19 protein-coding genes are annotated in these 20,214 nt (G+C 64.0%); all 19 read left to right on the top strand.

The window, feature by feature from the left end:
- Window positions 1-1,047: 1,047 nt before the first annotated feature.
- The 19 genes from U4Z64_RS29640 (at window position 1,048) to U4Z64_RS29730 (ending at window position 20,161) form a co-directional block, all read left to right on the top strand.
- Window positions 1,048-2,205: an ABC transporter substrate-binding protein gene (locus U4Z64_RS29640; protein WP_321821830.1), complete on the top strand. Its 1,158-nt coding sequence runs from the start codon at window positions 1,048-1,050 to the stop codon at window positions 2,203-2,205.
- 189 nt (window positions 2,206-2,394) lie between these two features.
- On the top strand, window positions 2,395-3,450 hold the full coding sequence (locus U4Z64_RS29645; RefSeq protein ID WP_321821831.1) for a branched-chain amino acid ABC transporter permease: 1,056 nt from the start codon (window positions 2,395-2,397) through the stop codon (window positions 3,448-3,450).
- 4 nt (window positions 3,451-3,454) lie between these two features.
- Window positions 3,455-5,239 carry a branched-chain amino acid ABC transporter ATP-binding protein/permease gene (locus U4Z64_RS29650; protein ID WP_321821832.1) on the top strand — a complete coding sequence of 595 codons (1,785 nt, stop codon included), beginning with the start codon at window positions 3,455-3,457 and terminating at the stop codon, window positions 5,237-5,239.
- Window positions 5,239-5,994, top strand: coding sequence for an ABC transporter ATP-binding protein (locus tag U4Z64_RS29655; protein WP_321821833.1), 756 nt, complete (start codon window positions 5,239-5,241; stop codon window positions 5,992-5,994). The genes U4Z64_RS29650 and U4Z64_RS29655 overlap by 1 nt, the downstream gene beginning before the upstream one ends.
- A gap of 515 nt (window positions 5,995-6,509) precedes the next feature.
- Window positions 6,510-8,480, top strand: coding sequence for a tRNA uridine-5-carboxymethylaminomethyl(34) synthesis enzyme MnmG (gene mnmG / locus U4Z64_RS29660; RefSeq protein WP_321821834.1), 1,971 nt, complete (start codon window positions 6,510-6,512; stop codon window positions 8,478-8,480).
- Window positions 8,477-9,163 (top strand): 16S rRNA (guanine(527)-N(7))-methyltransferase RsmG, encoded by a 687-nt coding sequence (gene rsmG / locus U4Z64_RS29665; protein ID WP_124486820.1) that lies wholly within the window; start codon window positions 8,477-8,479, stop codon window positions 9,161-9,163. Before mnmG ends, rsmG begins: the two co-directional genes overlap by 4 nt.
- A 51-nt stretch (window positions 9,164-9,214) precedes the next feature.
- Complete coding sequence (locus U4Z64_RS29670) at window positions 9,215-9,994, top strand: ParA family protein (protein ID WP_044845234.1); 780 nt, start codon at window positions 9,215-9,217, stop codon at window positions 9,992-9,994.
- A 31-nt stretch (window positions 9,995-10,025) separates the two neighbouring features.
- A complete protein-coding gene (locus tag U4Z64_RS29675; protein ID WP_006482728.1) occupies window positions 10,026-10,919 on the top strand; it encodes a ParB/RepB/Spo0J family partition protein in 894 nt (297 codons plus the stop codon).
- A gap of 61 nt (window positions 10,920-10,980) precedes the next feature.
- Complete coding sequence (locus U4Z64_RS29680; RefSeq protein WP_321821835.1) at window positions 10,981-12,063, top strand: SLC13 family permease; 1,083 nt, start codon at window positions 10,981-10,983, stop codon at window positions 12,061-12,063.
- Between the two features lie 121 nt (window positions 12,064-12,184).
- A complete protein-coding gene (locus U4Z64_RS29685; RefSeq protein WP_321802035.1) occupies window positions 12,185-12,310 on the top strand; it encodes a hypothetical protein in 126 nt (41 codons plus the stop codon).
- A 324-nt stretch (window positions 12,311-12,634) separates the two neighbouring features.
- Window positions 12,635-13,162 (top strand): ATP synthase subunit I, encoded by a 528-nt coding sequence (locus tag U4Z64_RS29690; protein ID WP_044845236.1) that lies wholly within the window; start codon window positions 12,635-12,637, stop codon window positions 13,160-13,162.
- Window positions 13,163-13,281: 119 nt separating this feature from the next.
- Window positions 13,282-14,133, top strand: a complete 852-nt coding sequence (atpB, locus tag U4Z64_RS29695; protein ID WP_039351439.1) for a F0F1 ATP synthase subunit A — start codon at window positions 13,282-13,284, stop codon at window positions 14,131-14,133.
- A gap of 75 nt (window positions 14,134-14,208) precedes the next feature.
- Window positions 14,209-14,481: a F0F1 ATP synthase subunit C gene (gene atpE, locus U4Z64_RS29700; protein WP_021160442.1), complete on the top strand. Its 273-nt coding sequence runs from the start codon at window positions 14,209-14,211 to the stop codon at window positions 14,479-14,481.
- A 129-nt stretch (window positions 14,482-14,610) separates the two neighbouring features.
- Window positions 14,611-15,081, top strand: coding sequence for a F0F1 ATP synthase subunit B (locus tag U4Z64_RS29705; RefSeq protein ID WP_006477283.1), 471 nt, complete (start codon window positions 14,611-14,613; stop codon window positions 15,079-15,081).
- A 2-nt stretch (window positions 15,082-15,083) separates the two neighbouring features.
- On the top strand, window positions 15,084-15,623 hold the full coding sequence (locus tag U4Z64_RS29710; protein WP_014895498.1) for a F0F1 ATP synthase subunit delta: 540 nt from the start codon (window positions 15,084-15,086) through the stop codon (window positions 15,621-15,623).
- Window positions 15,624-15,667: 44 nt separating this feature from the next.
- A complete protein-coding gene (gene atpA, locus U4Z64_RS29715) occupies window positions 15,668-17,209 on the top strand; it encodes a F0F1 ATP synthase subunit alpha (protein WP_014895499.1) in 1,542 nt (513 codons plus the stop codon).
- Window positions 17,210-17,278: 69 nt separating this feature from the next.
- A complete protein-coding gene (gene atpG / locus U4Z64_RS29720) occupies window positions 17,279-18,154 on the top strand; it encodes a F0F1 ATP synthase subunit gamma (RefSeq protein ID WP_034209645.1) in 876 nt (291 codons plus the stop codon).
- A gap of 66 nt (window positions 18,155-18,220) precedes the next feature.
- A complete protein-coding gene (gene atpD / locus U4Z64_RS29725) occupies window positions 18,221-19,615 on the top strand; it encodes a F0F1 ATP synthase subunit beta (protein WP_044845237.1) in 1,395 nt (464 codons plus the stop codon).
- 120 nt (window positions 19,616-19,735) lie between these two features.
- Window positions 19,736-20,161, top strand: coding sequence for a F0F1 ATP synthase subunit epsilon (locus U4Z64_RS29730; RefSeq protein ID WP_006477288.1), 426 nt, complete (start codon window positions 19,736-19,738; stop codon window positions 20,159-20,161).
- Window positions 20,162-20,214: the final 53 nt, after the last annotated feature.

A 20,214-nucleotide genomic window follows, 5' to 3' on the forward strand; every position in this document is an offset into this window, starting at 1 on the left:
GCAAGGCTGGCGCCCCATTTTCGTGCGGCGATGCACCATAGGGGTAAATGCTAAGTTGTCGCAGGGTGAAAGGTCCTTTAATCTTCGTTTCAGTTCTGATGCACCGCGAAACGAATTTGCAGGTGGAGAACGAGGAGACAATCGAGGCACAAAGTGCCCGGACCCCAAAGCGCTGTTGGACGGAATCCAACAGCGCTTTTTCATTTGTGTGCGCGAATTTCCATTGATGGTGCAGGCGAGTGGCGCCGCGTTTCCCGCGCCCGTTTCTGCCTCACCTCATCTCGCATCGCTCGCGTTTCATCCCGTCCCCCCGTTTTCGTCCAATCCTGCCGGTCGATCGCCGCTGGCGCGCAGCCACGCGCATGCCGTCCGGGCTTACCCGGTTGGCGTGCGCAAAAAGCGTCCGTTACACTCAGCTTTCGCCGACCGTGCGGTCGGGAAAATAGTCGGCAGTTCTCCTACAAGCAAAATGCAGAAGAGGGAGTGCGGTTGGATGAGAAGCGCGGGACGATGGATCGGGGTGCGAAGGGCGGCTGGCGCCGCTCGTTCGGGGGCGGCGGTGCATCGGTATGCCCGGGCCTTCACGAGCCGTCCTGCGGCCGGTATGCGCGTTCTGGCGCGACTGCCCGGCACGGCTGCTTCTACGGTCGTTGCGTTCGCATCCGACGCGTCGTTCGGATGCGCATGAACGGCCGGTTTTCCGATCATGTGCCGCGCGCTTGCGGAGCCGAACCAGGCTCGGCCGGCCGACCTTCCCGCGATCGTTGCGTTCGCATCGATCGCGTCTTGCGCAACGCTGCGTTTCTCCGTTCCCTTCATCGTGACGACATTGCTGCCGCGCATCGTGGCGGTCGAACGACCGTTTCGGAACGCGCCGCGGCGCGGGCGTGCGTGCGATCGCCGGGGCTCGATTGCGACGCCGGCGTTTCACGGGAAAACGAGCGTAGACGCGGTACGGCGAGATAGTTAATTTATTAACTTGTTTGAGGCCCGGGAGCCGCCCGAGCGACCCACGGATTTTTCGAGCAGCGTTTGGAGACAACGTAAATGAAGATGAATCAATGGATGAAGGTTCTGCTTGCCGCGGGCCTCGTGGGTGCGGCGGCCACGGCGTCGGCGCAGGTGAAGATCGGCGTGACGCTGTCGGCCACCGGGCCGGCCGCCTCGCTCGGGATTCCGGAAAAGAACACGATCGCGCTGCTGCCGAAGGAAATCGCGGGCAAGAGCGTCCAGTACATCGTGCTCGACGATGCGTCCGACACGAGCCGCGCGGTGCAGAACGTGCGCAAGCTGATCGACGAGGATCACGTCGACGCGATCATCGGCTCGTCCGTCACGCCGAATTCGCTCGCGATGCTCGATCCGGTGTCGCAGGGCAAGACGCCGACGATCTCGCTCGCGGCGAGCGCGCAGATCATCTCGCCGATGGACGCGAAGCGCGCATGGATGTTCAAGGTGCCGCAGAACGACCAGCTGATGGCCGACGCGATCGCCGGCTACATGGCGAAGCACGGCGTGAAGACGGTCGGCTTCATCGGCTTCGCCGATGCGTACGGCGACAGCTGGTACAAGACGTTCAGCGCGGCGGCCGAGAAGAACGGCCTGAAGCTCGTGTCGAACGAGCGCTTCAACCGCACCGACGCGTCGGTGATGGGGCAGGTGCTGAAGCTGTTGGGCTCGAATCCCGACGCGGTGCTGATCGCCGGTTCGGGCACGCCGGCCGCGCTGCCGGCCAAGACGCTGAAGGAGCGCGGCTACAAGGGCAAGGTGTACCAGACGCACGGCGTCGCGAACAACGACTTCCTGCGCGTGTGCGGCAAGGACTGCGAAGGCGAGATCCTGCCGGCCGGCCCGGTGCTCGTGACCGACCAGCTGCCTGATTCGAATCCGGTGAAGAAGCCGGCGCTCGGCTACAAGGCCGCGTACGAAAAGGCGTACGGGGCCGGTTCGCTGGCGACCTTCGGCGGCCATGCGTGGGACGCGGGCTTGCTGCTGCAGCGTGCGATTCCCGATGCGCTGAAGAAGGGCCAGCCGGGCACCGAGGCGTTCCGCGAGGCGCTGCGCGCATCGCTCGAGAGCGTGAAGGACCTGCCCGTGTCGCACGGCGTGATCAACACGACGGCGACCGATCACAACGGCTTCGACACGCGGGCGCGCGTGATGGTGCAGATCGTCGACGGCAAGTGGAAGCTGCAGGCCGAGTAAGCATCACGTGAAACCGGCGGGCGCGGCGCGAACGGCGCCGTGCGCGCCGTCGGCGGCGCGGCGGTTCGTGCTCGCGCCGCATGGAATGCCGGGAAGCCCGCAACGCGACGCCTGACCCCCGGTCTTGCCGTCCGCGCGCGGGCCGTTCCCGTCGCCGTTTCTCCGCAGCATTCTCGATACACGAAACGTATGGATCTCTCGATTGCGGCGATCCTCGCGCAAGACGGCATCACGACCGGCGCCATTTATGCATTGCTGTCGCTGGCGCTCGTGCTGGTGTTTTCCGTCACGCGGGTGATCTTCATTCCCCAGGGCGAATTCGTCGCCTACGGTGCGCTCACGCTTGCTGCGTTGCAGGCGCAGAAATTTCCCGCCACCTGCTGGCTGCTGTTCGTGATGGGCATCGCGTGCTTCCTGCTGGAAGTCGGCGGCCTGGTCCGCCATCGCGAACGCCGCCATCAACTCGGCCGCACGCTCGCGACGCTCGGCAGCCGCTACGTGCTGCTGCCGCTCGCGGTGTTCGCTATCACGCGCAGCTTTGCCGCGCAGCCGCTGCCGATGCTTGCGCAGATCGCGTTGGCGCTCGCGATCGTCGTGCCGATGGGGCCGTTCGTCTACCGGCTCGTCTACCAGCCGATCGCCGAAGGCACGACGCTGCTGTTGCTGATCGTGTCGGTCGCCGTCCATTTCGCGATGGTCGGCCTCGGGCTCGTGATGTTCGGCGCTGAAGGCTCGCGCACCAACGGCTTCGCGGATGCGTCGCTGTCGGTCGGCAGCATGACGGTGTCGGTGCAGAGCATCCTCGTGGTCGTGACCGCGCTGGTGCTGATCGGCGCGCTCTACGTGTACTTCGGCCGCACGATCGCCGGCAAGGCGCTGCGCGCGACGTCGGTGAACCGGCTCGGCGCGCGGCTGGTCGGCATCGGCACGACCGAAGCAGGGCGGCTCGCATTCACGCTGGCGGCCGGGCTCGGTGTGCTGTCCGGCATCCTCGTCGGTCCGTTGACGACGATCTATTACGACTCCGGCTTCCTGATCGGCCTGAAGGGTTTCGTCGGCGCGATCATCGGCGGGCTGGTCAGTTATCCGCTCGCGGCCGCCGGCTCGCTGCTGGTCGGCGTGCTCGAATCGTATTCGTCGTTCTGGGCGAGCGCGTACAAGGAAGTGATCGTGTTCACGCTGATCATCCCGGTGCTGCTGTGGCGCAGTTTCGCGGCGCCGCATGCGGAAGAGGAAGAGGAGTGACGCGATGAAGACGATGGTACGCAACAAGACCTTCTGGGTGTTTCTCGTGGTGCTGTTCGCGCTGCCGGTGCTGCCCGGCGCGCTGCAGGTGCCCGAATACTGGATCACGCTGCTGAACTACATCGGCCTGTACGCGATCGTCGCGATCGGGCTCGTGCTGCTGACGGGCGTCGGCGGGATGACGAGCTTCGGGCAGGCCGCGTTCGTCGGCATCGGCGCGTATGCGACCGCATTCCTGACCACGCGATACGGCGTGTCGCCGTGGCTCGCGCTGATCGTCGGCGTCGTGCTGACGGCGCTCGTCGCGCTGGTACTGGGCGCGGTCACGATGCGCCTGTCCGGGCATTTCCTGCCGCTCGGCACGATCGCTTGGGGGCTCGCGCTGTTCTATCTGTTCGGCAACCTCGAGCTGCTCGGCAAGTACGACGGGATCAACGGGATTCCGGCACTGAACCTGTTCGGCATCGAGCTCGGCAGCGGGCGCAGCCTGTACTTCCTGATCTGGGCCGTCGTGCTGGCCGCGATCGTGTCGGTGCAGAACCTGCTCAACAGCCGGCCCGGCCGCGCGATCCGCGCGCTGCGCGGCGGCGGCGTGATGGCCGAAGCGATGGGCGTGAACACCGCGTGGATGCGCGTCGTGATCTTCACCTACGCGGCCGTGCTCGCCGCGGTATCGGGCTTCCTGTACGCGCACCTGCAGCGCGCGGTGAACCCGACCCCGTTCGGCCTGAACCACGGGATCGAATTCCTGTTCATGGCCGTGGTGGGGGGCGTGTCGCACGTATGGGGCGCGGTGCTCGGTGCGGCGATCCTCACCGTGCTGCAGGACTACCTGCAGACGCTGTTGCCGAAGCTGCTCGGCTCGGAAGGCAACTTCGAGATCATCGTGTTCGGCGTGCTGATGGTGCTGTTGCTGCAGTACGCGCGCCAGGGCGTATGGCCGTTCGTCGCGAAGCTGTTTCCACGCGGGCCGCGCGCACATGTGCCCGACCATGCCGACCCGTTGCCGCTGCGCACGAAGCCGGTGGCGGGCGAGCCGCTGCTCGTGGTCGACAACGCGCGCAAGCAGTTCGGCGGGCTGGTGGCCGTCAACGACGTCAGTTTCGACGTGAAAGCGGGGCAGATCGTCGGCCTGATCGGCCCGAACGGCGCGGGCAAGTCGACCACGTTCAACCTCGTGACCGGCGTGCTGCAGCCGACCGGCGGCACGATCACGTTCCGCGGCGAGCGGATCGACGGGCTCACGTCGCGCCAGATCGTCCGGCGCGGGATCGGCCGGACGTTCCAGCACGTGAAGCTGCTGCCGACGATGACGGTGCTCGAGAATGTCGCGATCGGCGCGCATTTGCGCGGCCATACGGGCGTCTGGCGCAGCATCGCGCGGCTCAATGCACATGAGGAAGCGCAGCTGCTGGCTGAAGCGGCACGACAGATCCGCCGCGTCGGGCTGGAGAAGCACATGTACGACGAAGCGGGCAGCCTCGCGCTTGGCCAGCAGCGGATTCTCGAAATCGCGCGCGCGCTGTGCTGCGATCCGACGCTGCTGCTGCTCGACGAGCCGGCGGCCGGGCTGCGCTACCAGGAGAAGCAGCAGCTCGCGGACCTGCTGCGGCGCCTGAAGGCCGAAGGGATGAGCGTGTTGCTCGTGGAACATGACATGGATTTCGTGATGAACCTCACTGACCGGCTGGTGGTGATGGAATTCGGCACGCGGATCGCGGAAGGGCTGCCGCAGGACGTGCAGCAGGATCCGGCGGTGCTCGAAGCGTATCTGGGCGGGGTGGAGTGATGACGGACACGACGATGCCGATTCTCGAGGTACGCGGGCTGGCGGTGCGGTACGGAAAGGTCGAGGCGCTGCACGGTGCGGCGATCAAGGTCGGCGCAGGGCAGATCGTCAGCGTGATCGGCCCGAACGGAGCCGGCAAGTCGACGCTGCTGAACGCGATCATGGGCGCGTTGCCGGTGACCGGGCACGCGTCGGGCGCGATCGTTTACCGCGGTAACGACGTAGGCGCATTGCCCGTCGAGCAGCGCGTCGCGCGCGGGATGTGCCTTGTGCCGGAAAAGCGCGAGCTGTTCAGCACGATGACCGTCGAGGACAACCTCGTGCTGGGCGCGTATCGCCGCAAGGTCGCGGGTGAGTCGAACTTCCTCGACCAGCTCGATCATGTGTTCACGCTGTTTCCGCGGCTCAAGGAGCGGCGCAAGCAGGCGGCCGGCACGCTGTCGGGCGGCGAACGGCAGATGCTTGCGGTGGGCCGCGCGCTGATGGGTAAGCCCGACCTGCTGATGCTGGACGAGCCGAGCCTCGGGCTGGCGCCGCTGATCGTGAAAGAGATTTTTCATATCATCAGCGCGTTGCGTGGCACGGGCGTCGCGACGCTGCTGATCGAGCAGAACGCGCGGGCCGCGCTACAGATCTCGGACTACGGCTATGTGCTGGAGACCGGCGAGTTTGCGCTGGAAGGGCCGGCTGCCGAGTTGGCACAGAATCCGCAGGTGATCGAAACGTATCTGGGGCTGGCGAAGAAAACGGCTTGATGGGTGAGGCGGTGGGCGGGAAACGGGCGGCGTGTTTCACGTGAAACACGCCGTTTTTGTTTTTGGAGGAGGGGGACGTGAGGGTGAATCGAGTGTGGGGATAAGTGCCGGAGCAACCAGCGGAAGCACTGTGATGAGAGTGCGGGTTCATCACGTCGGGTTGCACAGGGGAATGAGCGTTGCATGCGCGATAGTGGTCGGCCGCCAGAGAGGCGGGCGGCACAGGGGATAAGTGTCGGGCGATTCACCGGAAATACTGTGATGCCACGGTGATGTCGGTTCACGAGCCGCTACCTGGTCCTCGGTTTTGCACAGCGTGACCGATTGCGTCGAGGTCGTGCCAGCGCCGCCAAGGCCGCGCCAGGCGGCACGGTCGGCCGATCGGCCAAAAAAAACCGGCTAAATGAACGGTCCCTACCATTCGGACGGCCTTCGGGTGAAAAGCGAACCCGCTATAATTCGGCCCATACATTTCTCAGATAGGTTCGTGCGCAGTCCTGCGCGCGGAATCCACCATGCTTTTTCCCACAGAATTTGACGTCATCGTCGTCGGCGGCGGGCACGCCGGCACGGAGGCCGCGTTGGCATCGGCCCGTATGGGTGCGAAGACGTTGCTGCTGACCCATAACATCGAAACGCTCGGGCAGATGAGCTGCAATCCGTCGATCGGCGGCATTGGCAAGGGCCATCTGGTCAAGGAGGTCGATGCGCTTGGCGGTGCAATGGCCGCCGCGACGGACGAGAGCGGTATTCAGTTCCGGATCCTGAATTCGTCGAAAGGCCCGGCCGTGCGCGCGACGCGTGCGCAGGCCGACCGTATCCTGTACAAGGCTGCGATCCGCCATCGGCTCGAGAACCAGCCGAACCTGTGGCTGTTCCAGCAGGCCGTCGACGATCTGATGGTCGAAGGCGACCGCGTGGTGGGCGCCGTCACGCAGATCGGCATCCGCTTCCGCGCACGCGCGGTGGTGCTGACCGCGGGTACCTTCCTCGACGGCAAGATCCACGTCGGCCTGAACAATTACACGGGCGGTCGCGCGGGCGATCCGGCGGCCGTGTCGCTGTCGGCGCGTCTGAAGGAGCTGAAGCTGCCGCAGGGCCGCCTGAAGACCGGTACGCCGCCGCGTATCGACGGCCGCTCGATCGATTTTTCGAAGCTGGACGAGCAGCCGGGCGACCTCGATCCGATCCCGGTGTTCTCGTTCCTGGGCCGTGCGGAGCAACATCCGCAGCAGTTGCCGTGCTGGGTCACGCATACGAACGAGCGCACGCACGACATCATTCGCGGCGGCCTCGACCGGTCGCCCATGTATACAGGCGTGATCGAAGGTGTCGGCCCGCGTTACTGCCCGTCGATCGAGGACAAGATCCACCGGTTCGCGTCGAAGGAATCGCACCAGATCTTCCTCGAGCCGGAAGGGCTGACGACCAACGAGTTCTATCCGAACGGGATTTCGACGAGCCTGCCGTTCGACGTGCAGCTCGAACTCGTGCACTCGATGCGCGGCCTCGAGAACGCGCACATCCTCCGCCCCGGCTATGCGATCGAATACGATTACTTCGACCCGCGCGCGCTGAAGGCATCGCTCGAGACGAAGGCGATCAACGGGCTGTTCTTTGCGGGCCAGATCAACGGCACGACGGGCTATGAAGAAGCGGCCGCTCAAGGCCTGCTGGCCGGTCTGAACGCAGGCCGTTACGTGCAGGAGAAGGACGCATGGTGTCCGCGTCGCGACCAGGCGTACCTTGGCGTACTGGTCGACGACCTCGTCACGCGTGGCGTGGCCGAGCCGTACCGGATGTTCACGAGCCGTGCCGAGTATCGTTTGAGCCTGCGTGAAGACAATGCGGACATGCGCCTGACCGAGATCGGCCGCGAGCTGGGCCTGGTGGACGACGTGCGCTGGGATGCGTTCAGCCGGAAGCGCGACGCTGTTTCACGTGAAACCGAACGACTGAAGTCGACATGGGTCACGCCGAAGACGCTGCCGCCGGAAGAGGCGACCGCGCTGCTCGGCAAGGCGATCGATCACGAGTACAGCCTCGCGGAGCTGCTGCGTCGCCCGGGTATCAGCTACGACGGCGTGTGCGGCCTGAAGGGCGGGGAATGCGGTCCGGCGGAGCCGTTGGCCGACGATCCGGTGCTGCTCGAGCAGATCAAGGAGCAGGTCGAGATCGGTATCAAATATCAGGGCTATATCGAACGCCAGGCGAGCGAGATCGAGCGCAACGATGCGAACGAGAACACGCGCCTGCCGGACGGTATCGACTATCGCGAGGTGCGCGGCCTGTCGTTCGAAGTGAGCCAGAAGCTCAACGAGTTCCGGCCGGAAACGATCGGCCAGGCATCGCGGATCTCGGGCGTCACGCCGGCTGCGATCTCGCTGCTGATGGTGCACCTGAAGCGCCGTGGCCTCGGCCGTCGTAATGGCACTGCCGCAGAGGCGACCGAGCAGGGGGGCGGCACCGTCCCGACGCAACAATGACGGCGCGTCGCGCGCCGGCGGTTAATCGGGACGTACTTGAACAAATGCTCGTCGACGGCACGGCCGCGCTCGACATCGCATTGACGGATACACAACGCAACCAGCTGCTCGATTACGTCGCGCTGCTCGGCAAGTGGAACGCGGTCTACAACCTGACCGCGATCCGCGACCCGAAGCAGATGCTGATCCAGCACATTCTTGATTCACTCTCCATCGTTCCGCATCTGCGCGACCGTGCATCGGCGCGCGTGCTCGACGTGGGTTCGGGCGGCGGGTTGCCCGGTATCGTGCTGGCGATCGTCCGGCCGGACTGGCAAGTGACGCTGAACGATATCGTGCAGAAGAAGTCTGCATTCCAGACGCAGATGCGTGCGGAGCTGAAGCTCGCGAACCTGTCGGTCGTCACCGGGCGGGTCGAATCGCTGCAGCCGGGTGTCGAAGTGCCGGAAAAATTCGACATGATCGTATCCCGCGCCTTCGCGGATCTATCCGACTTCGTTAAACTTGCTCGACATCTCGTCGCGCCCGGCGGATCGATCTGGGCAATGAAGGGTGTCCACCCGGACGACGAAATTGCACGGCTGCCGGAAGGCAGTCGCGTAAAGCAGACGATGCGGCTGGCGGTACCGATGCTCGATGCCGAACGGCATCTGATCGAGGTCACCGTCGACGAGGCGAATTGAAGGCGCGCGGTAGCGCGCTGTTTGTTTGAAGGTAAAGGGAACACACCAACGATGGCAAAGATCTTCTGCGTTGCGAACCAGAAGGGGGGCGTCGGCAAGACGACGACATCGGTCAATCTCGCCGCAAGCCTTGCAGCGCAGGAGCAACGAGTCCTGCTGATCGATCTCGACCCGCAGGGCAACGCGACGATGGGCAGCGGGATCGACAAGGCCGCCTGCGAGTCGACCGTGTACGAAGTGCTGGTTGACGGCGTCTCGGTGACGGACGCGCGCGTGCGTCCGGAGGGCGTCACGTACGACGTGCTGCCGGCCAACCGCGAGCTGTCGGGTGCCGAGATCGAACTGATCAGCATCGACAACCGCGAGCGTCGGTTGAAGGCCGCGCTCGAGCATGTGGCCGACGACTACGACTTCGTGCTGATCGATTGCCCGCCGACGCTGTCGCTGCTGACGCTGAACGGGCTGTGCGCGGCGCATGGCGTCGTGATCCCGATGCAGTGCGAGTACTTCGCGCTGGAAGGGTTGTCGGATCTCGTCAACACGATCAAGCAGGTTCACGCGAACATGAACCGCGACCTGAAGATCATTGGCTTGTTGCGCGTGATGTTCGATCCGCGCATCACGCTGCAGCAGCAAGTCTCCGATCAACTGAAAGCGCACTTCGGCGACAAGGTGTTCGACGCGGTGATTCCGCGCAACGTGCGCCTCGCGGAAGCGCCGAGTTACGGGTTGCCGGGCGTCGTGTTCGACCGCAATTCGCGCGGTGCGCAGGCGTATCTCCAGTTCGGTGCCGAGATGATCGATCGCGTGCGCGCGTTCGAGGTGTCGTGATCCGGACATGAGCGAAGCGAGGAAGAAAGACATGAACGCGGTACCAAAGAAGAAGGGCTTGGGACGTGGCCTCGAAGCGCTGCTCGGCGGCAGTGCGGACATCACCGAAGCGGTGAAGATCGAAGGGGCACCGAACACGCTCGCGCTCGGCAAGCTGCAGGCCGGCAAGTACCAGCCGCGGACGCGGATGGACGAAGGCAGCCTGCAGGAGCTGGCGGCCAGCATTCGCGCGCAAGGCGTGATGCAGCCGATCCTGGTACGGCCCATTTCGTCTGACAAATACGAGATCATCGCAGGCGAGCGGCGTTTCCGCGCGGCACGCCTGGCCGGCCTCGACGAAGTGCCGGTGCTCGTGAAGGACGTGTCCGATCAGGCCGCCGCGGCGATGGCGCTGATCGAGAACATCCAGCGCGAGGACCTGAACCCGCTGGAAGAGGCGCACGGTATCCAGCGTCTGCTCGACGAGTTCGGTTTCACGCACGAACAGGCGGCCGAATCGGTCGGCCGTTCGCGCAGCGCGGTATCGAACCTGCTGCGCCTGCTGAACCTCGCTTCGCCGGTGCAGACGATGCTGCTGGCCGGCGATCTCGACATGGGGCACGCGCGCGCGCTGCTCGCGGTCGACGCCGCGACGCAGATCACGCTCGCGCACCAGGTCGTCAACAAGCGCATGTCGGTGCGCGAGACCGAGAAGCTGGTCGCGCACACGACGAAGGAAGCGCCGGCGGTGAAGGCGCGCGCGAAGGATGACGGCGGCCGCGACACGCGCCGTCTCGAGGAAGAGTTGTCCGACCTGCTCGCGTCGACGGTGAAGATCAAGCTCGGCCGCCGCGGGCGAGGGCAGGTGCTGATCGACTTCGGCAACCTCGACGCGCTCGAGGGCATTCTCGCGCGCCTTCGCGGCAACGTCGCGACGGAAGAGTAACGAGGTGCGATTGACGGAGAACACGGGCGCGGCCGCGCCGCGCCGATGGCTTGGATGGCTGATGCAGGAGCCGGTGCTGGCGGTGCTGGCGCTTGCACTGATTATTCTTCAATGGTTGCGTCCGCAACCAATTGCCACGTTGATCGGTCTCGTCGACTGGCAGACCGTCGCGACGCTCGCGGGCCTGCTGATGCTGACCAAGGCGCTCGAGCTGTCCGGGTGCCTGATGTGGCTCGCGCATCGCATCGTGCATCACGTGCATTCCGAGCGCGGGCTGGCGATGCTGCTCGTCGTGTTCGCGGCGGCGCTCGCGATGTGGCTCACCAACGATGTCGCGCTGTTCGTCGTCGTGCCGCTGATGGTGTCGCTGCGCCTGCTGACGCCGCTGCCTTTCCGGCGGCTCGTGATCGTGGTCGCGCTGGCCGTCAATGCGGGGTCCGTCGCGACACCGCTCGGCAATCCCCAGAACCTGTTCCTGTGGCAATTGAGCGGCGTGTCGTTCGGCCGCTTCGTCGTCACGCTCGGGCCGCTCGCGCTGGCGCTGATGGCGCTGCTGCTCGTGCTGACGGCGTGTGCGTTTCGCGCGAAGCCGCTCGACCTGTCGGGAGACGTCCAGGCCGTACCCGTCCAGCGCCTGCATGCGTTGCTCGCGGCGGTGCTGTTCGGTGCGTTCGTGCTGCTCGCCGACGCGCACCATCCCGTGCCGGGCCTGATCGCCGTCGTGATCGCGCTGCTGGTCGCGAGACGTGATGCAGTCCTGAAGATCGACTGGCTGCTGCTGCTGATCTTCGTGCTGATGTTCGTCGTGCTGCGCAGCGCGGCCGCGCTGCCCGTCGTCCACGACGCGATCGCGCGGACTCACCTCGATTCGCCGCTGCGCGTGTTCGCGGCAGGCGCGGTGCTGTCACAGGGCATCAGCAACGTGCCGGCGGCGATCCTGCTGTCGGAATTCACGCACGACTGGCGGGCGCTCGCGTTCGGCGTATCGGTCGGCGGTTTCGGTTTCGCGATCGGTTCGCTCGCGAACCTGATCGCGGTGCGTCTCGCGAAGGAGCCGCGCATGTGGCTGCCGTTTCACCTCGTGTCGATCCCGTTCGCGCTCGTGAGCGCGGCATTGGGTGCGTGGTTGCTCGTGCGCGGTTAAGCGATGCGGCCGCCTGCGGTGCAGGCGTGCTGCAAGCTTGACGGGGTGGGGCACAGCATTCGCAGTGGGTGAGAAGCCGGGGCTGTTGATAAGTGCGGCGATCCACAGTCGATAGACTGTGGTGGCACAACAACTGATTGCAGGCATCGACGCGCTCGCGTGCGAGCGTATTTCACGCATCGCGCTCGTCGCGGTGGTCACAGTATTTCCTCTCCTTCGCATCGCTGCGCCCGATCATTTTCCGTGATCGCGTCACAGCGGAATTCCTGCTGCAAACGCGTCGCGCCGGTGTCGCCCGCACCAGGCGTCGATGCCACGTCATTGCCTCGTCGCCGGACTTTTTCGGGCAAGAAATACCGGTGCAAAAAAGCGACCTTACAACTGTCATCGTACGTCGTGGATTCGCGCGTTTTTCACATGATGAGGCGTCGTTTTACGCAGGTTTTTGTCGCGTCTAAAGCCTTGAATCACTTGCAACTATCGCTTACAATCGCCCGGATTTGTTAGCTAGGCACCCCTGAAAGCTTTCGGAAAGCAGGGGCCGGGTTCAAGGATTTTGCGGAAGATTGCGATGGCGGGTCAGGCGCCGAACGACAGGCACGATGATCACCGAGCGCAACGCACCGCTTCAGCGGCCGGCGAGCGGCGCGAGTCCGATGACGACGACTGGGATGCCGAGCAGCAAGATAACAACATCGTTCCGCTCACGCGGACGGAAGCCGAGAGGTTGTTCGGTCCGGACGTGAGCAAGCCGTCGCGCGTGACCCCTTACAAGGTGGTGATCGCGCAGGTGGTCTTGTCCCTGGTTGCAACGCTGGCGTGGTGGCTGTTTTCAAAGTCGCCGGGCGCCGCTGCGCAATCCGCGTTTCTGGGCGGGGCGATCGGCTGGGTGCCAAGCGCGTTGTTCGTGGCACGACTGAAGGCAGGTGGCTCGGCCACCGTGATGAGCTGGGTGATGGGCGAAGCCCTGAAGCTCGGCGTGACGATCGGGATGTTCGCCGCAGTGGCATACGGCTACGCCGGCGTGCACTGGCCGGCACTCCTCGTCACCTACCTCGTCGTGCTGAAGACGTACTGGATCGCGCTGGCCTGGCGGTAAGCAACAAGCAGCGTGCGGTTTCGACAACGAACCGCACCGGCCCGTTCCCGCAATCGCGGCAATAGCGTATTGCGGAACGGGGCAAAACGATTTTCGACAATTTGGGTGGCATTAACGATATGGCAGCTAGCGAAGGCACGCGCGGTCCGGATCCGTCCGAGTACATTGCGCACCACTTGCAGAATTTCTCCACCTCGCATCAGACGTCGATTTTCGACATCCACGTCTGGAACCTCGACACGCTGTTCTGGTCGATCGTGTGCGGCATCGTGACGATCCTCCTGCTGCGTCTGGCCGCCCGCAAGGCGACGTCGGGCGTGCCGGGCCGTTTCCAGTGCGCAATCGAGATGCTCGTCGAAATGGTCGAGGATCAATCGAAGGCGATCGTCCACGGCAACCGCACCTTCATCGCTCCGCTCGCCCTCACGGTGTTCGTGTGGGTCGCGCTGATGAACTCCCTCGACTTCCTCCCCGTCGACCTGCCGGGCCGCGTGATCGGCCTGCTCGGTCTGTCGGACGTGATTTCCCACCATCGCATCGTCCCGACGGCCGACCTGAACGGCACGCTCGGCATCGCGCTCGGCGTGTTCGTCCTGATGATCTACTACAGCATCAAGATCAAGGGCGCGGGCGGCTTTGTGCATGAGCTGCTGTCGGCCCCGTTCGGTGCCCACCCGCTGCTGTGGATCCCTAACCTCGCGCTCAACATCGTCGAATATCTCGCGAAGACCGTCTCCCTCGGCATGCGGCTGTTCGGCAACATGTACGCGGGTGAGCTGTTGTTCCTGTTGATCGCCCTGCTCGGCAGCATGTGGAGCTTCGGTGGCGACGCAACGTTCCTCGGCTTCGTTGGTCACGTGATCGCGGGTAGCGTCTGGGCAATCTTCCACATCCTGATTGTTCTGTTGCAGGCATTCATCTTCATGATGCTGACGCTGGTGTATCTCGGCCAAGCGCACGACAAGCACTAAGCGCGGCGTGCAAAAAAGAGTTTCCGTTTTAGTTTTTTAAATCTCAGTTCCAAGTCTTTTCACAAAGGAGTGATCATGCAAGCTTACATCGCCAACATCCAGGGTCTGACCGCCATCGGTATCGGCATCATCATCGGCCTGGGTGCAATCGGCGCCTGTATCGGTATCGCGCTGATGGGTGGCAAGTACATCGAAGCCTGCGCACGTCAGCCGGAACTCATCAACCCGCTGCAAACGAAGATGTTCCTGCTGGCCGGCCTGATCGACGCTGCATTCCTGATCGGCGTTGGTGTCGCAATGCTGTTCGCGTTCGCGAACCCGCTCCTGTCGAAGCTCGTCGCAGGCTAAGGTTCCTCGGAAATATGCGACCGGCGTGAGCCGGCGCAGGGCGGAACGGAGACTTGGGGCGCTGATCGAATGCAACTCGATGAGCGCCTTACCGTTTCATTTTTCCGGAATAGCAGATAAGGAAACACCGTGAATCTCAACGCAACTCTGTTTGCGCAAATGGTCGTGTTCCTGGTCCTCGCGTGGTTCACGATGAAGTTCGTGTGGCCGCCGTTGATCAACGCCCTCGACGAACGTTCGAAGAAGATCGCCGACGGCCTCGCAGCCGCGGAGAAGGGCAAGGCGGAACTCGACGCAGCGCACAAGCGCGTGGACCAGGAACTCGCGCAGGCCCGCAACGACGGCCAGCAGCGCATCGCCGACGCTGAAAAGCGTGCGCAGGCGGTCGCCGAGGAAATCAAGGCCAACGCCCAGGCTGAAGCCGCCCGCATCGTCGCCCAGGCGAAAGCGGAAGCAGAACAGCAAATCGTGAAGGCGCGCGAAGCGCTGCGTGGCGAAGTCGCCGCGCTGGCCGTGAAGGGCGCCGAGCAGATCCTGAAGCGCGAAGTCGATCAAACGGCCCACGCCCAACTGCTGAATCAACTGAAAGCCGAGCTCTGATCATGGCCGAACTTGCAACCATCGCCCGCCCTTACGCAGAAGCGCTGTTCCGCGTGGCCGAGGGAGGTGACATCGCCGCCTGGTCCACGCTCGTGCAAGAGCTGGCCCAGGTTGCGCGTCTGCCGGAAGTGCTGTCGGTCGCGTCGAGCCCGAAGGTGACGCGCACGCAAGTAGCCGAGTTGCTGCTTGCTGCGGTGAAGTCGCCGGTCGCGGCCGGCGCCGAAGCGAAGAACTTCGTGCAGATGCTGGTCGACAATCATCGCATCGCGCTGCTGCCGGAAATCGCCGAGCAGTTCGAGGCGCTCAAGAACGAACGTGAAGGTGCAGCCGACGCCGAGATCGTGAGCGCGTTCCCGCTGAACGGCGCGGATCTCGAAAGCCTCGTCTCTGGCCTCGAACGCAAGTTCAAGCGCAAGCTGAAGCCGACGGTCGAAGTCGATTCGTCGCTGATCGGCGGCGTGCGCGTGACGGTCGGCGACGAAGTGCTCGACACCTCGGTTCGCGCGCGCCTCGCATCGATGCAGGCTGCCTTGACCGCCTGAGCGCCACGCCGGCACGCAACAGAATTGACTATCAGGAGCGAATAATGCAACTCAATCCCTCTGAGATCAGCGAGCTGATCAAGAGCCGGATCCAGGGCCTTGAAGCGAGCGCAGACGTTCGCAACCAGGGCACCGTGATCTCCGTGACCGACGGTATCGTGCGTATCCACGGCCTGTCGGACGTGATGCAGGGCGAAATGCTCGAGTTTCCGGGCAACACGTTCGGTCTCGCGCTGAACCTCGAGCGCGACTCGGTCGGCGCGGTGATTCTCGGCGAATACGAACACATCTCGGAAGGCGACATCGTCAAGACGACGGGCCGCATTCTCGAAGTCCCGGTTGGTCCGGAACTCGTCGGCCGCGTGGTCGATGCGCTCGGCAACCCGATCGACGGCAAGGGTCCGGTCAACGCGAAGCTGACCGACGCGATCGAAAAGATCGCCCCGGGCGTGATCTGGCGTAAGTCGGTGTCGCAGCCGGTGCAGACGGGCATCAAGTCGATCGACGCAATGGTGCCGATCGGCCGTGGCCAGCGTGAGCTGATCATCGGCGACCGTCAGTGCGGCAAGACCGCGGTGGCGCTCGACGCGATCATCAACCAGAAGGGCAAGGACCTGATCTGTATCTACGTCGCGATCGGCCAGAAGGCTTCGTCGATCATGAACGTGGTTCGCAAGCTCGAAGAAACGGGCGCGATGGAATACACGATCGTCGTCGCCGCTTCGGCTTCGGATTCGGCAGCGATGCAGTACCTCGCGCCGTACGCCGGCTGCACGATGGGCGAATACTTCCGCGACCGCGGCCAAGACGCGCTGATCATCTATGACGACTTGACCAAGCAGGCTTGGGCATACCGTCAGATCTCGCTGCTGCTGCGCCGCCCGCCGGGCCGTGAAGCATACCCGGGCGACGTGTTCTATCTGCACTCGCGTCTGCTCGAGCGTGCTGCTCGCGTGTCGGAAGAGTACGTCGAGAAGTTCACGAACGGCGAAGTGAAGGGCAAGAGCGGCTCGCTGACGGCACTGCCGGTCATCGAAACGCAGGCTGGCGACGTGACCGCGTTCGTTCCGACGAACGTGATCTCGATTACCGACGGCCAGATCTTCCTGGAAACCGACCTGTTCAACGCAGGCATCCGCCCGGCAATCAACGCCGGCGTGTCGGTGTCGCGCGTCGGTGGCGCTGCTCAGACGAAGGTCGTGAAGAAGCTGTCGGGCGGTATCCGTACCGACCTCGCGCAGTACCGTGAACTGGCCGCATTCGCGCAGTTCGCATCGGACCTCGACGAAGCGACCCGCAAGCAGCTCGAGCGCGGCCGCCGCGTGACGGAACTGCTGAAGCAGCCGCAGTACCAGCCGCTGCAGGTCTGGGAACTGGCCGTGTCGCTGTACGCCGCGAACAACGGTTACCTCGACGATCTCGACGTCAAGCAAGTGCTGTCGTTCGAGAAGGGCCTGCGCGACAACCTGAAGACCAGCCACGCTGACCTCATCAAGCGCATCGAAGACACCAAGGATCTCTCGAAGGACGACGAAGGCGCACTGCGCTCGGCGATCGAATCCTTCAAGAAGTCCGGTGCCTATTGATCCGCGAGTGACACACTGAGGCCGCGCGGGTGCTGATGCGCCCGCGCCGCTTCGGTCAAGGAGCAAGCTATGGCTGGAATGAAGGAAATTCGCGGCAAGATCAAGAGCGTGCAGAACACGCGCAAGATCACGAAGGCGATGGAGATGGTGGCTGCATCGAAGATGCGTCGCGCGCAGGAACGCATGCGCGCCGCTCGTCCGTATGCAGACAAGGTCCGTGCCATCGCCGCGCACATGAGCCGTGCGAACCCGGAGTACCGCCACCCGTTCATGGTGGCAAACGACGGCGCGCAGACGGCCGGCATCATCCTCGTCACGACGGACAAGGGTCTTTGCGGCGGTCTGAACACCAACGTGCTGCGTGCGACGGTGCAGAAGTTCAAGGAGCTGGAAGAGAAGGGCCAGAAGGTCGAAGCCACCGCGATCGGCGGCAAGGGCCTCGGGTTCCTGAACCGCTTCGGCGCGAAGGTGATGTCGCAGGTCGTGCACCTCGGCGACACCCCGCATCTGGACAAGCTGATCGGCGCCGTGAAGACGCAGCTCGATCTGTACTCGGAAGGCAAGCTGTCAGCGGTCTATATCGCTTACACGCGCTTCGTCAACACGATGAAGCAGGAAGCCGTGATCGAGCAGCTGCTGCCGCTGTCGTCGGAACACTTCGAAGCCGATGACGGTACGCCGGCCACGTCGTGGGACTACATCTACGAGCCGGACGCGCAGGCAGTCGTCGACGAACTGCTCGTGCGTTACGTCGAGGCGCTGGTGTACCAGGCCGTCGCGGAGAACATGGCGTCCGAGCAATCGGCGCGGATGGTCGCGATGAAGGCCGCGTCCGACAACGCGAAGACGGTGATCAGCGAACTGCAGCTCGTGTACAACAAGAGCCGCCAGGCCGCGATTACGAAAGAACTGTCGGAGATCGTCGGCGGCGCAGCCGCTGTTTAAGCGCGCGCCACGGACGACAACTGCGCCTTTGCGCGAGTAAAGAATCAGGTATTTAAAGGAAAAGCGATGAGTACTGCTGCTTTGGTAGAAGGCAAGATCGTACAGTGCATCGGCGCCGTTATCGACGTGGAATTCCCGCGCGACAGCATGCCGAAGATCTACGACGCGCTCATTCTCGATGGCTCGGAACTGACGCTCGAAGTCCAGCAGCAGCTGGGCGACGGCGTGGTCCGTACCATCTGTCTGGGTGCATCCGACGGCCTGCGCCGCGGCCTGACCGTGAAGAACACGAGCAAGCCGATTTCGGTTCCGGTCGGCAAGCCGACCCTCGGTCGTATCATGGACGTGCTCGGCCGTCCGATCGACGAAGCCGGCCCGATCGAAAGCGAAACGACGCGTTCGATCCACCAGAAGGCTCCGGCGTTCGACGAACTGTCGCCGTCGACCGAACTGCTCGAAACGGGTATCAAGGTCATCGACCTGATCTGCCCGTTCGCGAAGGGCGGCAAGGTTGGCCTGTTCGGCGGTGCTGGCGTGGGCAAGACCGTCAACATGATGGAGCTCATCAACAACATCGCGAAGGAACACGGCGGTTACTCCGTGTTCGCGGGCGTGGGCGAGCGTACCCGTGAAGGGAACGACTTCTACCACGAAATGAAGGACTCGAACGTTCTCGACAAGGTCGCGCTGGTGTACGGCCAGATGAACGAGCCGCCGGGCAACCGTCTGCGCGTCGCGCTGACCGGCCTGACGATGGCCGAGCACTTCCGTGACGAAGGCCTCGACGTGCTGTTCTTCGTCGACAACATCTACCGTTTCACGCTGGCCGGTACCGAAGTGTCGGCACTGCTCGGCCGTATGCCGTCGGCAGTGGGCTATCAGCCGACGCTGGCTGAAGAAATGGGCAAGCTGCAAGAGCGCATCACGTCGACCAAGAAGGGCTCGATTACGTCGGTTCAGGCCGTGTACGTCCCTGCGGACGACTTGACCGACCCGTCGCCGGCAACGACCTTCGGCCACCTGGACGCAACCGTCGTTCTGTCGCGTGACATCGCTTCGCTGGGTATCTACCCGGCGGTCGACCCGCTCGACTCGACGTCGCGCCAGATCGACCCGAACGTGATCGGTGAAGAGCACTACTCGATCACCCGTCGCGTTCAGCAGACGCTGCAGCGCTACAAGGAACTGCGCGACATCATCGCGATTCTGGGCATGGACGAACTGTCGCCGGAAGACAAGCTGTCGGTCGCACGTGCGCGTAAGATCCAGCGTTTCCTGTCGCAGCCGTTCCACGTCGCTGAAGTGTTCACGGGCTCGCCGGGCAAGTATGTGCCGCTGAAGGAAACGATCCGTGGCTTCAAGATGATCGTCGACGGCGAGTGCGACCACCTGCCGGAACAGGCGTTCTACATGGTCGGCACGATCGACGAAGCCTTCGAAAAGGCCAAGAAGATCCAGTAACGGCTTGAGTGAGTCGCAAGCCGGCGTGTGCCGGCCGGAGCAATCAGTCAGCGATGACTTTGTTCCGGCTGCTCGCGCCGGCCGCAATACGCTCAACCCGTGGATGAGATTGGAGTCGATATGGCAACCATCAAAGTAGACGTCGTCAGCGCGGAAGAGCAGATCTTCTCGGGCGAGGCGAAATTCGTCGCGCTGCCGGGCGAAACGGGTGAGCTGGGCATTCTGCCGGGCCACACGCCGCTCATCACCCGGATTCGTCCGGGTGCGGTGCGCATCGAAGTCGAGGGCGGCAACGACGAATTCGTGTTCGTCGCAGGCGGCATTCTCGAAGTGCAGCCGGGCGCCGTGACGGTGCTCGCCGATACCGCGATCCGCGGCAAGGACCTCGACGCGGCGAAAGCCGAGGAAGCGCGCAAGCGTGCCGAGGAAACGCTGCAGAACGCGAAGTCGGACCTCGACCTCGCAAAGGCGCAATCCGAGCTCGCGACCGCGATGGCGCAGCTCGAAGCGATCCAGCGTCTGGCGAAGATCCGCAGCCGGCACTGAGCCGCGCGCGCGTATCCCGCGAAAGAAAGCAGCCTTCGGGCTGCTTTTTTTTG

The sequence above is a fragment of the Burkholderia sp. BCC1996 genome (genome assembly GCF_905339955.1).
Classification (GTDB): Bacteria; Pseudomonadota; Gammaproteobacteria; order Burkholderiales; family Burkholderiaceae; genus Burkholderia.

Excerpts from the sequence above, each read along its gene's own strand:
- U4Z64_RS29680 (WP_321821835.1), top strand. The coding sequence starts at position 10,981 with ATGCAGGAGCCGGTGCTGGCGGTGCTGGCGCTTGCACTGATTATTCTT.
- mnmG (WP_321821834.1), top strand. The coding sequence starts at position 6,510 with ATGCTTTTTCCCACAGAATTTGACGTCATCGTCGTCGGCGGCGGGCAC.
- U4Z64_RS29675 (WP_006482728.1), top strand. The coding sequence starts at position 10,026 with ATGAACGCGGTACCAAAGAAGAAGGGCTTGGGACGTGGCCTCGAAGCG.
- atpE (WP_021160442.1), top strand. The coding sequence starts at position 14,209 with ATGCAAGCTTACATCGCCAACATCCAGGGTCTGACCGCCATCGGTATC.
- rsmG (WP_124486820.1), top strand. The coding sequence starts at position 8,477 with ATGACGGCGCGTCGCGCGCCGGCGGTTAATCGGGACGTACTTGAACAA.
- U4Z64_RS29730 (WP_006477288.1), top strand. The coding sequence starts at position 19,736 with ATGGCAACCATCAAAGTAGACGTCGTCAGCGCGGAAGAGCAGATCTTC.
- atpD (WP_044845237.1), top strand. The coding sequence starts at position 18,221 with ATGAGTACTGCTGCTTTGGTAGAAGGCAAGATCGTACAGTGCATCGGC.
- atpG (WP_034209645.1), top strand. The coding sequence starts at position 17,279 with ATGGCTGGAATGAAGGAAATTCGCGGCAAGATCAAGAGCGTGCAGAAC.
- U4Z64_RS29650 (WP_321821832.1), top strand. The coding sequence starts at position 3,455 with ATGAAGACGATGGTACGCAACAAGACCTTCTGGGTGTTTCTCGTGGTG.
- U4Z64_RS29670 (WP_044845234.1), top strand. The coding sequence starts at position 9,215 with ATGGCAAAGATCTTCTGCGTTGCGAACCAGAAGGGGGGCGTCGGCAAG.
- U4Z64_RS29710 (WP_014895498.1), top strand. The coding sequence starts at position 15,084 with ATGGCCGAACTTGCAACCATCGCCCGCCCTTACGCAGAAGCGCTGTTC.
- U4Z64_RS29690 (WP_044845236.1), top strand. The coding sequence starts at position 12,635 with ATGGCGGGTCAGGCGCCGAACGACAGGCACGATGATCACCGAGCGCAA.
- atpB (WP_039351439.1), top strand. The coding sequence starts at position 13,282 with ATGGCAGCTAGCGAAGGCACGCGCGGTCCGGATCCGTCCGAGTACATT.
- U4Z64_RS29655 (WP_321821833.1), top strand. The coding sequence starts at position 5,239 with ATGACGGACACGACGATGCCGATTCTCGAGGTACGCGGGCTGGCGGTG.
- U4Z64_RS29645 (WP_321821831.1), top strand. The coding sequence starts at position 2,395 with ATGGATCTCTCGATTGCGGCGATCCTCGCGCAAGACGGCATCACGACC.
- atpA (WP_014895499.1), top strand. The coding sequence starts at position 15,668 with ATGCAACTCAATCCCTCTGAGATCAGCGAGCTGATCAAGAGCCGGATC.
- U4Z64_RS29640 (WP_321821830.1), top strand. The coding sequence starts at position 1,048 with ATGAAGATGAATCAATGGATGAAGGTTCTGCTTGCCGCGGGCCTCGTG.